Here is a 13,218-nt window from a genome sequence, read left to right as displayed (position 1 = left end):
TGCATTGAGCTGCTGTCGAACCATTTCTCGTATCTGCAACCACCGCCACGCAGCGGAGGGAGTCGTCAGGTATTGAACTGATAGCTGAAGTGATATTCGTCGAGGAAGTCGAGCAGTTTCCTGGTCACATTGACGCTCTTGGCCGAGCGCATCACTATCTCGCCCCTCTGGTCCATACAGTTGTAGAAGCGTATGAGCAGGGGGGTCTGGCCGAGGTTGTCGTTGAGCTTGGTGGCGAGGTTGTCTTCAAGCTGCTCGTCAAACTTGTCGCAGTCTATGCCTATCGTCATGCTGGTGATGCCGCGGTTCTTGACATCGACGAGGAACTCTACGTTGACGATATTGAGCTGGAACTTGCCCGAACCACGGTAGCGCTCCACGCACTTGGCGGTGATGCGCACGAGATATTCCTTCTTGAGCATGCCGTTCCACTTGGGCCATTCGGCATCAAAGATACTCAACTCGCCAGTGCCGCTGTAATCTTCTATCTGGATGATACCGAAGGGCTTGCCACTGTAGTTGGAGAAGCGCTCGGTCGACTCGGTGATGATTCCGCCGAAGGTTATCTCCTGCAGTTTGCTCAGCGGCTCCATATCGGTGTCGCGACCGCGGATGTCGATACACTGGGTATTGCAGAGGTGCTTGAGCGCCACCTCGTAGTCGTCGAGCGGATGGGCTGAGAGATAGATGCCCACCAGTTCGCGCTCCTTGTTGAGTCGTTCGAGTGTGTTCCACTGCTCTGGCTTGGATGGTTGTGGATGGGCTATCTCTACATCGTCGGCGCCGAAGAGCGAAGTGGCAGCCTCGGCCTTGGACGCCTGGAAGCGCTGTCCATAACGCACGATGGCATCGAGGAACGAGCCCTCCTTGCCACAAGGTGCAAAATACTGCTCACGATAGAGCCCGAAGCTGTCGAAGCCTCCGCTGTAGGCAAGGCTTTCAAAGGCTTTGCGGTTGACATTGCGGAAGTCCACGCGCTCGGCAAAGTCATAGATATCGGCAAAGGGGCCGTTGACCTCGCGCTCGTTGATGATGGCGGTGGCGGCAGCCTCGCCCATACCCTTGATGGCAGCCAGTCCGAAGCGTATCTCGCCATGGTGGTTTACACCGAAGTTCTCGTAACTCTCATTGACATCGGGGCCCAGGGTGGGCACGCCGTAGGTGCGACATTCGTCCATGAGCTTGGTAATCTCCTTGATGTCGCTCTTGCGGCGGGTCATGATGGCAGCCATAAACTCGGCCGGATAGTGAGCCTTCATATAGGCGGTCTGGTAGGCCACCCAGGAGTAGCAGGTGGCATGAGACTTGTTGAAGGCATAGGAAGCAAACTTCTCCCAGTCGCCCCAGATTTTCTCGAGCACCTGGGGGTCGTGGCCGTTGGCCTGTCCCTGCTTGATAAACTTGGGTTTCATGGCGTCTACGATGGCTTTCTTCTTCTTACCCATAGCCTTACGCAGGGCGTCGCTCTCGCCTCGGGTGAAGCTGGCCAGCTGGCGCGACAGGAGCATCACCTGCTCCTGGTAGACGGTGATGCCATAGGTGTCCTTGAGATATTTCTCCATGCAGGGTATGTCGTAGGTCACCAGCGAGGGGTCGTGCTTGCGCTTGATGAAGTCGGGAATGTAGTCCATAGGACCCGGACGATAGAGGGCGTTCATGGCGATGAGGTCCTCGAACACGGTGGGATGGAGCTCACGCAGATACTTCTGCATGCCGGGCGACTCAAACTGGAAGGTACCGATGGTGCGGCCCTCCTGGTAGAGCTTGTAGGTGAGCTCGTCGTCGATGGGTATGGTGTCGATGTCGACATCGATGCCCTTGGTCAGCTTCACGTTCTTTACCGCCTCTTTCAACTCGGAGAGAGTCTTCAGTCCCAGGAAGTCCATCTTGATAAGGCCGGTAGACTCGATGACGTGGCCGTCGTACTGGGTGACAGCCGTCTTGAACTCAGGGAAGTCGGGGTCGTCGGCAGTAGACACGGGTACCCAGTTGCTGATGGGGTCGCGGCAGATGATGAAGCCGCAGGCATGGAGCCCCACACCGCGCACGGTGCCCTCGAGCATCTTGGCATACTTGATGGTGTTGCGCTCCTGGGGATTGGACGACGCCTCGGCATCACGCAGTTCGGGCGTGGCCTTGATGGCATTGGTGAGATTCATCTTCATGCCGTCGGGCAGACGATCAGGGATGGCCTTGCAGAGGGCGTTGGCCTTGTCGAGGGGCAGACGCTCCACGCGCGCCACATCCTTGATGGAGTTCTTGGTGGCCATAGCCTGATAGGTAATGATGTGGGCACAGTTCTCATGGCCGTACTTGTCCATCACCCAGCGCAGCACCTTGCCTCGGCCGTCGTCGTCGAAGTCGGTATCGATATCGGGGAGGTTCACACGGTCGGGGTTGAGGAAACGCTCGAACAGCAGGTCGTACTTGAGCGGATCTATGCGCGTAATGCCCAGACAGTAGGCCACAACCGAACCCGCAGCCGAGCCACGGCCCGGACCTACCCACACGCCGAGGTCGCGACGGGCGGCATTGATGAAGTCTGACACGATAAGGAAGTAACCGGGGAAACCCATGGTCTTCATGACGTGGAGCTCGAAGTTGATATGCTCCTTCACATTGTCGGGCAGCGGGTCGCCATAGAGCTCCTTGGCGCCCTCGTAGGCGAGGTGGGCCAGATAGTCGGCCTCAAACTTGATACGGTATATCTTGTCGTAGCCGCCCAGACGGTCTATCACCTTCTGGGCCTCGTCGGGAGGCAGCGGGTTTTCACCGTTCTCGTCGGAGGTGAACTCGTGGAAGAGCTGCTCCTCGGTGAAGCGGCGGCGCCACTCTTCCTCGGTGCCAAAGTCTTCGGGGATGGGGAAGAAGGGCATGATGGGGCCGTGGTCGATGCTGTATATCTCGACCTTGTCGAGTATCTCGGTGGTGTTGGCAAGCGCCTCGGGCACATCGCTGAAGATGTCGTTCATCTCCTGGCGGGTCTTAAACCACTCCTGCTTGGAGTAGCGCATGCGGTTGGGGTCGTCCAGGTCCTTGCCCGTAGAGATACAGAGCAGATGGTCGTGGGCTTCGGCGGTCTCCTTGTCCTCAAAGTGGCAGTCGTTGGTGCAGACGAGCTTGATGCCATACTCGCGGGCCATCTCGATGAGCACCTTGTTGGCCTTCTGCTGCAGGGGGAAGGCTTCGCGGTTGGCCAGGATGGTGGGGTCGGTCACCTCGTGGCGCTGGAGCTCGAGATAATAGTCGTCGCCAAACACGCGATGATACCACTCACACGCCTCGCGGGCTCCCTCGATGTCGCCATGCAGAATCTTGGAGGGTACCTCGCCGGCGATACATGCCGAGCAGACGATGAGGTCTTCGTGGTAGCGCTCGAGATCGGCGCGGTCGGTACGCGGACGATAGTAGTAGCCATCTGTCCACGCATTGGAGACGAGCTTGATGAGATTCTTGTAACCATTATAGTTCTTGGCAAGCACGATGAGGTGGTAACCGCTGTTGTCGCCCATCTCCTTGACCTTGTCTTCCTTGCGGCGGCGCGCCACATACATCTCACAACCCAGGATGGGCTTGAAAGGCTCGAGCCCCTCCTCCTTGCGCTTCTTGTTGACTCCGGCGCAGTAGTCGGCCAGTTCCTTGATGCCATACATCACGCCGTGGTCGGTGACCGCCATACCGCGCATGCCGTCGGCAATGGCCTTGTCGACCAGGTGGGGTATCTTGGACTGACCGTCGAGTATAGAGTAGTGGGTGTGTACGTGCAGGTGTATAAAATCTTCCATAATGGTGGCGAAAATTGTGTTTGGGGTTTCAAAGTTACATACATTTGCCGACATCCACAAAAAAAACGCGGCCAATATTTGCGACATCACATTAATTAATGTATCTTTGCATAGAATATAGAGTAACCTTATGGGCAATAGAATTAAAAAACTAAAAAAGATACGTATCCACCGCGAGGGCACAGACACCATCATCTATGGTTTCATTTTCATTGCCGCCGTCGCGCTGATATTGCACCGTTCGTTTGAGACCAAGATTCCCTTCTGGTCGTTCCTTGTCATTTTCGGCTCCATATATGCCATCATCCTCAACTTCTTCAGATGTCCTATACGCTACTTCGGCAGCGAAGACACCGAGCGGCTGGTCGTTGCGCCCGCCGACGGCAAGATAGTAGTAATCGAAGAGGTAGAGGAGAACGAGTACTTCCATGAGCGCCGCCTCATGGTATCAATCTTCATGAGCCTCTTCAACGTGCATGCCAACTGGTTCCCCGTAGACGGCAAGGTGAAGTTTGTAAACCACCGCAACGGCAACTTCCACAAGGCATGGCTGCCCAAGGCAAGCGAGGAGAACGAGCACGCCGACATCATGATTACCACGCCCGAGGGTACCGACATCCTCTGCCGACAGATAGCCGGCGCCGTGGCACGCCGCATCGTGACCTACGCCAAGCCCGGAGAGGAATGCTTCATCGACGAACATCTGGGCTTCATCAAGTTCGGTTCGCGCGTAGACGTATATCTGCCCATAGGCACCGAGGTGTGTGTCAAGATGGGACAGACCACCACGGGCGACCAGACAGTGATAGCCAAACTAAAGGACTGATACAACCATGTTACAGACCATCAAGAAAATTATCCCCAACACACTGACATCCTGCAATCTCATTGCAGGATGTATTGCTACATTCCATGCCTTCACAGGCAATGTAGACATCGCACTCCTGTGGATTGTCATAGGCGCAGCCTTCGACTTCTTCGACGGCATGAGCGCCCGACTGCTCCACGTATCGTCGCCCATAGGCAAGGAGCTTGACTCGCTGGCCGACGACATCACCTTCGGACTGGCACCCGCAGCCATCGTGGGCTTCGAGCTCACCATGGTACACTACCCCGCCATCCTCATGCCCGTGAGCGATTACATCCCCTTCGCAGCCTTTGTCATGGCAGCCTTCTCAGCACTGCGTCTGGCCAAGTTCAATCTCGACGAGCGCCAGTCCATGGGCTTCATCGGACTACCCACCCCCGCCAACGCCCTCTTCTGGGGCTCGTTCATCCTCGGATGGCGCGACCAGCTGGAGAGCTCGCCCTGGGCGCTCCCCCTGCTGCTGGTGCTGATACTGCTGAGCTGCTATCTGCTCATAGCCGAGATACCCATGTTTGCACTCAAGTTCAAGCACTGGGGATGGGCCGAAAACCAGCTGAAGTACATCTTCATCCTCTGTTGCATTCCCATCCTGCTCGTGTGTGGAGTAGCTGGCATATCGCTCATCATCGTGTGGTACATACTGGTCTCGGTGTACAAGAATTTCACTGACAAACTCAAGCAGCAATGATACTCTTCAAGCTCATAGCCTTCATCTTCATCGTAGGCATCGTAGGCATCATAGCCATCATCGTGATGGGCGTAGGTCTGTGGGTGCGCGTAAGAAGCGCCATAGACCAGCTACGTGGCGGAAACGCCCAGCGCACCAACCGCAAGACCGACAACGGCAGAGGCGACGGCGTGATAGACCAGCGCACACCGGAGCAGTCAAACCAGAAGATATTCGGTAGCGACGAAGGCGAATATGTAGACTATGTGGACGAAGACGACGACAAGGCCCAATAGCCACACCGCCAAAGACAAGCCGACAGCAGCCCACATACCGCCCCACCAATAAGCCAAACGAGCACGACCCAAAAGGCCGTGCTCGTTTGGCGTTATGCCACATTCCGAAAAGGACAACATACATTCTTCGGAGTATCTGACAGCGGTTTCTCACGAGCCTCGATATTGAAACACAGCCAGGGGGTGGGCAGGGAAGCCACCCCCAATGCGCTCACATCTCAAATGACGACAAGACTGGCATACGCGGTGAGACTGAACCATATAACCGGTGGTTTACCGACTTGTCTTTTTGCCACAAACCGTAAAGTTCCAACGGCTCTTGTACCTGTCAACCTTATCGACTGTTACCCGAGTGTCAGGCTCATTGAGAGTGATGCCACGCTCGCCTATCCTCACAACGAACGGATTAGGAGCGGTGGGGCTAAAAGCATCGACTGCGTCATCCCATATCTCGTTGACACACTTTACGGGACCCACAGTAGCAGCATGGGTAATGCTATCCTCGACAGAACGTATCAGGATGCCACCCCCAAACCCTTCTGCCGAACTGCTGTTGAAGGTGAGGTCTACGCCATAATCATGGAAAAACCAGCAGCCCGCAGCAGCATTACGCTTATAAGTGATAAGACTCTTGCTACTACCCGCCCTCAAATCATCATAAAGAGGATTGTAATAGTAAAACTCTATTTCATTCAGCAGATACAGCCTATCGCCCGACTTGATGCCATAGTTGTCCATAATGTATCTCGCTATGATTGGGAAACGGGCATCTATCTCCTCTTTGGTGGTCTGCCGAGTCACAGACTCCAACATTAGTTTAAGTTCTTTCATATTATCGTTTATTCTAATGGTTAATACATTCAAGTTGTTGGGATTCTCCGTTTTCAACACCACCGCTCACACTGGGCGCACCTACTTTACTACGGTCACAGACTGTCCATGTACAGCAATTCAACGCACCTCCATTGGCGAGGACGAAATCTCGCATCTGCACCTGATGGATGTGGTCGCGATACTTGGGGTAAAGCTGGTTGTATTGGGCCACAGCCTGAGCATCCGTGATGGCATCCCCAATACCGGGAATTATGATGAAATCTTTGGTTTGCAGAGAATTGATATAAGCCCAGCTCAACTCGTCATAACTGTCCAGATGAAGCTCTACGACCTCAAAATGCCGGGAGAGAGCCATATACATGGCATCTGCAATATCATCGTCGTAGAGTTCGAGGTTAACCAGTACTTTGGGTTTTCCTTCACCATTGATACCGACATACCTCACAATGCCATCAGTATGACCGAAGACGTCTTCTTTATCCCAAGGCAGCCATACTATATTCAGCCGCGGCTCTTGGAAAGCATTGACGATTATCGATTCTATCTGGCTTCGCTCCAACTTGGCGTTCTCGACAAGCACCTTTTCTGTCATTACCACATAATGCACTTCCCCATTGTTATCCAATCCTTTGCAGAAGACCATATTGCCACCGTCTACAACGAGAGGGATGTCGATGAAAGTATAATCACGGACAAAAGGATTCTTGGCAATAACGGCATCGACATTGGTAATATACCTCTTCTCGGCCTGAAGGTAGTCTGGGGTGTAGATGAATTTGACGAAGAGTCCTTCTTCCACTTGCACAGGCATATAGTCTCTGACCCAATAGTCTTGGGTATGGCAGAGAGCCCCATAGCCACTATGGTACTTACATAAGATTTCGCCAAGTTTTTCATACAACTTGGGATAATCTATGGCAAATAGGTTAGAAAAGACAACCTTTTCTTTTTCATTTTCTGTAATTATCATAATGATGTATCTACGAGTTGCTATGCAAAGGTAAGGCATGACAGAGCTTCCAACCAAGAATAACAAGTTAAAAGTTGTTAGAACTTTCGGAAAGGTTATTTATTGAATTTCCACAGATTATATATAAATTACATCTAATGAAAAACAAAAGAAACAAGCACTTGGATAGCAAGGTATAAGGTGTACAGCGACACTATCCAACCATCGCGAATGTTCTCGAATGGCACAATCATTTACGTTTACAGATATGGGTGTTTGCGTCAATGGCAATCGGCCACTATGGCAGGAACATTATGACAACAAAACCCATACAGATATCACAGACAACCACTGACAAAAATGGCAATACCAACCTTCATCCCCACGCAGACGCCGTCTGTCGCCACTGAGATGCATGTTGGCAGCTCGTATCAATTGACACGTGGGCTCGTGACATACGATACGGAAGCACGTGGCAATAGGTACGAGGGCTCGTTCCTTCCGTTACGAGCCGACGACGGGCTGCTACGAGGGGACAAAGGCAATGGCGGAGAGGGGAAACGCAATCTCCCTTTCTGCAGCGACCGCCAGGGGCAGAAGGGGGGAATGGATAAAGGTGATGGGGTTAATGCATGTACTGATGGGCGGGGCACAGGCCGTAGACGAAAGGCTTGCCTTTATGCGCCTGGTAATCGCACATGATGCAAGTGGAGTCGGTGCAGTGTGGGGCTTTGTAGTAGCCATGGCCAAACTCGTGGACTATGACGGCAAGGAAGTTGTCGCCCTTGGCACGATAGTCTGACACGATGGTCTTGAAGTGGCCACGGGTGGTAAGGCCCATAATGCCGTAGTTCTTGGTGTTGTGGATGTTGAAGGAGATGTCTTTGTGGGTGAGTCCTATAACAAAAGCGTCGGGACCGGCAACGGTGAGGTCGCAAAGCAAGGCACTGGCGAGATAGCGCTGGCGTGGCTTGTAATAGGCGTGGGGCGGCTGGGGGCGGCTGGGCAGCACCTCGACATGCGACCAGTCGCCGCGATAGACTCTGCCAAGTGCCTGGGTGATGGAGGCTCGCAGCGCCTCTGCCTCGCGTTGAGGAAAATCTTCATAGGGCTGCAGGTAGATGGTAAAGGGCTTTTTGTCGGCAGGGAGCGAAGGCTCGGAGGCAGACCGGCGCCTGGTGCACGCTGCGCAGCACAGGGCGAGGAAGACAAGAAATAGGTAACGCCTCATAGGAAACCAAATGAATAGTGGCGTCAGCCCGTGCGACTGTGACGAAGCGGGCGCGGTCATCGTTTGGACTTAAAGAAATCTTGCATCAGCTGCCGACACTCATCTTCCATCACTCCGGCAGTGACGCGGGTCTTGGGATGGAAGGCATGGGGAGCATAGAGGGCATAGCCGCGCTTGGCATCGGGGGCGCCATAGACGACTCGGTCTATCTGGGACCAGCCGAGGGCTCCAGCGCACATCACGCAAGGTTCGACGGTGACATAGAGGGTGCAGCCCTTGAGATATTTTCCACCGAGAAGGTTGGCGGCAGAGGTGATGGCCTGCATCTCGGCATGGGCGGTGACATCGTTGAGGGCTTCGGTGAGGTTGGAGGCGCGGGCGATGATGCGGTCGCCACACACGATGACAGCTCCGATGGGTATCTCGTCGGCATCGAGGGCTATGCGGGCCTGCTCGAGGGCCTTTGACATATAGAAGAGGTCTTTCTTCTGCTGTTCTTCTGCACTCATTGGGGATAGGAATGGGATAAAGGGGATAAAGAAACGGGTAAAAAAAGAGAGCGGGAATAGTGTGAACTTATTCCCGCTCTGCTATTATGGTTGAATTGTTGTCTTACTCCTTGATACCGAGAGCGGCCTTGGCGGCAGCATTCTCCGGGTCGAGCTCGAGCACCTTGTGCCAGTAGTCGGCTGCCTTGTCGTTCTCTTTGGCGAGAGTGTAATAGTAGCCAAGGTATCTGTAAGCCTCGAGGAGGTTGGCCTTGTCGTGGTCATCCATGGTCTCGTGACCCTTGATAATCTCTACGAGCTTCTCGTAGTGGGGCTTGGCAGCACCGGTCTTGGTCTCGGGGTCGAGCTGGAAGCCGATGTGAGCACGCTGGAGAGTAGCGTAGTCAGCAAAGGTTGAGAACTGCTCGGCGATGGTAGCATATACCTTGTCGGCCTCGAGCAGATACTTCTCCATTTCGGCTCCCTCTACCTTGGCAGCCTGGTTTTTGTAGAGAGCAGCGAGCTGACCATACATAGAAGCGGTGCGCTTGGAAGAGATTTCGATGTACTTGTTGAAGTTTTCAACAGCCTTGTCGATGTCGCCCTTCTGGCCATAAACCTCGGCGAGGTCTCTGTAAACAGAAATCTGCAGGTCCTTGTCCTCGGGAGCCACCTCTGCAGCCTTGATGTACTGCTCGATAGCGCTGTCAAGCTCCTTGTTACCCTTAAGCGCAGTAGCGTAATAGAGGTGGTCGTTGCCAGAAATCTTGGCACCCTCGCAAGCGAAGAGAGCCTTGCCGGCAGCCACTGCCTCGGGGAATTTCTTCAACTCGGTGTTGTTGAACATGCACAGACGGTTGAGGGCAGAGTTGGAAGGGAATTTGCCAGCACCCATCTGGGCTATCTCAAGACTCTTCTCGTACTTGCCGAGCAGGAAGCAGTCGGTGGCATAGGCTGCCAGCTGATAGTCTTCCATCTGGCTGCGGTCAACCTTGTCATAATACTCGACAGCTTTCTCGAGGCGACCAGCCTTGTCGAAAATCTCGGCAGAAATGATGTCAACGGGATAGTCGGGGCGAACCTTGCGGAGTTCCTCGAGTTTCATCACAGCCATAGTGGGGTTGGCCTTGCTGTTGACCTGGGCATAACGACGGTAGCCCTCAATGTTCTGGGGGTCCATCATAGTGGCCTGCTCAAACCAAGCGGATGCGCTACCACCATTGTCCTTGGCAACTTCGATATCGCCCATGAGCACGTAGCCAGGACCATACTTGCTGTTGACCTTCAAGGCATTCTCGGCCAAAGCCACGGCATTGGCGGTATCCTTGACATCAAGATAAGCGCGGCCGAGGGCTGTCAGTGCCTCAGCGTTCTTCTTGTAGTTCTTGCGGAAAGCCTTAATCTCATCCTTGATAGCAGCAGGATTGGACTTGTTTTCCTTAACCAGTTTACTAATGTTCTCGATGTCACTCTTCATATCCTGTGACATTGCGGGAGCGCTGAAACCCATCAGCAGAGCTCCGATAAAGAAATATTTAATCGACTTCATAATTCTAAGTTTTAGGGTTACTTAATTATAGGACGTTTTACCAATTCTCAATGTTACGGCTATTTGGTTATATTAACATCACGAATGGTAATATTACCCTGAACAGGGAGCAGGCCGGACTTGAAAATGATGAGCTGACCCTTGGGGGAGTGCATGAAGTTGGCAAAGCCCCACGGCAGACCGCGCAACGGGTCGTTGAGAAGCGCATAGATGGTGCGCGAAAGGGGATAGTTGCCATTATAAATATAGTATTGATAGGGCTTCCAGCTGTTCTCGGGCGTAGCCTTGTCAAGCCGGGAAACCGACATCGTACGGATATTCTTCTTGAATGTGAGGTTGGTGGTGTCGCGCTTGTCATTGAGCCAGTTGCTGCCGATAATGCCAATGGCATTGACATTCTCTTCAACATACTTGATGACGTCGGCGGTGTTGTTGGTGGCTGCCATATTGGGGTTGGTAATGGGCTTGCCGCCAAGGATACTGTCTTCCACAAAGTGGACGGTACTGGATTTCTTATTGTCAAAGACTATGAGCACCTCGCCTTTGTCTGACTTGGGATTGAGTTGCTTCCACTGGGTAATCTTACCCGACATGATGGCAGCAAAATCCTTGACAGATATACAGGTGTCATTGTTGGCCTTGTTGACAATAAGCGCCAAGCCATCGTAAGCGATAGGTATGGCACGGGGATTGAAACTCTTGTCACGCAAGCTCTGACGCTCCATATCCCTATAATCGCGGGCTGTCACGGCAAGACAAATCTTTCCTTGCAGCAACATCGTGATAGCGTCTGACTCGTTGGTGTAGATAGGCTTGAGCGTAGCCTGGGGGTAAGTGAATTGGAAGAGCTCAACTTCCTCATCAATAATGGGGCTAAAACTTTCGTCAGAGGCGAAACTGGCCACCCCTGACGAATATGTATCTGTTCGTCCGCTTTTGTTTTTCTTACCGGAGCAAGAAAGACAAAAGCAGGCGAAAAGTGTTAATCCTACAATACTGTAGAATACGGTCTTCTTCATTATTCAAACGTTTACTATTGCAATCTGAACAATACAGGAACGCGGTAGTTCACACGAACGGTAATACCATTCTGCTTACCAGGAGTCCAACGTGGCATTGACTTAACCACGCGTACGGCTTCCTTGTCGAGTGATGGGTCTACACCTCTCAAAACGTGTACGTCTGAGATAGAACCATCCTTCTCAACCACGAACTGTACAGTTACACGGCCCTGAACACCATTCTCCTGGGCTACAACGGGATACTTAGTATTCTCAGAGAGATACTTCATAAGCGCCGCAGGACCACCGGGGAACAAAGGCTGCTGCTCTACGATATCGAATACCTTGTTTTCCTCCTCATGCTTAGGTGGCTCGGGCTCGGCAATAACTTCCTTGGCCTTGAGAATCTCACCATTGGCATCATCGTTACCCTTTACATCAAAGGTACCGATGGCGGTCTTGGTACTCATCAATTCGTCCTGAGTCTTAAGCTCTTCATCGGGCTTCACCTCTTCATCCTTCTTGATGACAGGAGCGGTAAACTTGATAGAGCTCTTTACGCGCTCTACAACACGCTCGGGTTCAACCTCGACTTTCTTCTGCTTAACCTCAGCCTTCTTCTTGGGCTGGTCATAGTTAGTAAGCTCAGCCACCTGGGTCATTGCGACCTTGGCACGCTGCTCGTCTACAAAATTCTTGACTGTGAGAATGATAAAGGCAACAATCAACAGTATTACAACTGCAACCATAGCGAGGATGTTACGCTTGGTAGTGCTCTTACGGAGTCTATAGGCACCGTAGGCCTTATTGCGCCCTTCAAATACCAAATCAACCCAGTCTGAAGAAATCAAATCAATTTTTGACATAGTCTTCTTAATTTTAATAATTCAACAATAACGACTACTTAACGCCTGCCTTATCAAGCAGCTTTTGGTCGTCTGGGTTAACTTTATCAATCACATACTTACCGATGCTGCACAACTGCATTTCATCGAGAGCATCTATCAAGTTCTTGTAGCTGGCCTTGTCAGTAGCCTTGATGATGATGGTCATGGTCGAAATCTTCTGGCCATTACCGAGGTCACCGGCCTTAATCTTAGACAGCTCGCTGTTGTAGAGCGTGTCGGGGAAGTTGGGCTCGTTGAGCTTCTTTTCATCAAGTTTAGCCTTGGCCAACATCACTTGCTGTACAGGCTGAGTGCCATCTTCAGTAACGTGGGTAATGAGCACCTTACGAATACCGTCCTTACCCCAAGTTGTCTTCTTCAGGCAGGTAGGGTCATCGTATTTGGGCAAACCAGCGATGTAGTAAATCTGGTCATCGGCACCTACATATATTGTAATGGTGTAAGAAGCCTTGGTCACAGACTTGTCTTCATCTTTCGTGTTCTTGTCATTACTTGGCATACTCAATTCCATAGTCTGAGGTTTGGCCAAAGACGTACAGAGCATAAAGAACGTGATAAGAAGCATCATCATATCCACCATAGGCGTAAAGTCTACGCGGACATTCATTTTCTTTTGTTTACTTGCTTTCTGCTTTGCCATTC

At 52.3% G+C, this 13,218-nt stretch carries 12 protein-coding genes; 3 read left to right on the top strand and 9 right to left on the bottom strand.

Features of this window, described 5'->3' with window-relative positions:
• Positions 1-65: 65 nt before the first annotated feature.
• Complete coding sequence (dnaE, locus tag CIK87_RS01115; RefSeq protein WP_094384749.1) at positions 66-3,785, bottom strand: DNA polymerase III subunit alpha; 3,720 nt, start codon at positions 3,783-3,785, stop codon at positions 66-68.
• A 130-nt stretch (positions 3,786-3,915) separates the two neighbouring features.
• Between dnaE and CIK87_RS01110 the strand changes: the two genes are divergently transcribed.
• Genes CIK87_RS01110 through CIK87_RS01100 form a run of 3 tightly spaced genes read left to right on the top strand, consistent with a single transcriptional unit; the run spans position 3,916 to position 5,616 of the window.
• Positions 3,916-4,611, top strand: a complete 696-nt coding sequence (locus CIK87_RS01110) for a phosphatidylserine decarboxylase family protein (RefSeq protein ID WP_022309543.1) — start codon at positions 3,916-3,918, stop codon at positions 4,609-4,611.
• Between the two features lie 7 nt (positions 4,612-4,618).
• Positions 4,619-5,341, top strand: coding sequence for a phosphatidylcholine/phosphatidylserine synthase (locus tag CIK87_RS01105; RefSeq protein WP_094384747.1), 723 nt, complete (start codon positions 4,619-4,621; stop codon positions 5,339-5,341).
• A complete protein-coding gene (locus tag CIK87_RS01100) occupies positions 5,338-5,616 on the top strand; it encodes a DUF4834 family protein (protein WP_094384745.1) in 279 nt (92 codons plus the stop codon). The genes CIK87_RS01105 and CIK87_RS01100 overlap by 4 nt, the downstream gene beginning before the upstream one ends.
• Before the next feature lie 273 nt (positions 5,617-5,889).
• Here the strand turns inward: CIK87_RS01100 and CIK87_RS01095 are convergent, their stop codons facing one another.
• The 8 genes from CIK87_RS01095 to CIK87_RS01060 form a co-directional block, all read right to left on the bottom strand.
• The gene (locus tag CIK87_RS01095) at positions 5,890-6,447 is read right to left on the bottom strand and encodes a hypothetical protein (RefSeq protein ID WP_094384743.1); all 558 of its coding nucleotides are present in this window, start codon (positions 6,445-6,447) and stop codon (positions 5,890-5,892) included.
• Between the two features lie 13 nt (positions 6,448-6,460).
• Complete coding sequence (locus CIK87_RS01090) at positions 6,461-7,420, bottom strand: agmatine deiminase family protein (RefSeq protein WP_158216168.1); 960 nt, start codon at positions 7,418-7,420, stop codon at positions 6,461-6,463.
• A 604-nt stretch (positions 7,421-8,024) separates the two neighbouring features.
• Positions 8,025-8,630 (bottom strand): hypothetical protein, encoded by a 606-nt coding sequence (locus tag CIK87_RS01085; protein ID WP_094384739.1) that lies wholly within the window; start codon positions 8,628-8,630, stop codon positions 8,025-8,027.
• A 56-nt stretch (positions 8,631-8,686) separates the two neighbouring features.
• Positions 8,687-9,139, bottom strand: a complete 453-nt coding sequence (locus CIK87_RS01080; RefSeq protein WP_022309549.1) for a nucleoside deaminase — start codon at positions 9,137-9,139, stop codon at positions 8,687-8,689.
• 103 nt (positions 9,140-9,242) lie between these two features.
• Positions 9,243-10,667, bottom strand: coding sequence for a lipopolysaccharide assembly protein LapB (locus tag CIK87_RS01075; protein WP_094384737.1), 1,425 nt, complete (start codon positions 10,665-10,667; stop codon positions 9,243-9,245).
• A gap of 59 nt (positions 10,668-10,726) precedes the next feature.
• Positions 10,727-11,686, bottom strand: coding sequence for a PstS family phosphate ABC transporter substrate-binding protein (locus tag CIK87_RS01070; RefSeq protein WP_022309551.1), 960 nt, complete (start codon positions 11,684-11,686; stop codon positions 10,727-10,729).
• A gap of 14 nt (positions 11,687-11,700) precedes the next feature.
• Complete coding sequence (locus CIK87_RS01065) at positions 11,701-12,534, bottom strand: energy transducer TonB (protein WP_094384735.1); 834 nt, start codon at positions 12,532-12,534, stop codon at positions 11,701-11,703.
• Between the two features lie 34 nt (positions 12,535-12,568).
• The gene (locus tag CIK87_RS01060) at positions 12,569-13,216 is read right to left on the bottom strand and encodes a biopolymer transporter ExbD (protein WP_094384732.1); all 648 of its coding nucleotides are present in this window, start codon (positions 13,214-13,216) and stop codon (positions 12,569-12,571) included.
• Positions 13,217-13,218: the final 2 nt, after the last annotated feature.

The sequence above is a fragment of the Prevotella sp. P5-64 genome (assembly GCF_002251285.1).
Taxonomy (GTDB): domain Bacteria; phylum Bacteroidota; class Bacteroidia; order Bacteroidales; family Bacteroidaceae; genus Prevotella.
The sequence above is the reverse complement of the archived record's forward strand: the minus strand, read 5'-3'. Positions and strand labels throughout refer to the sequence as shown.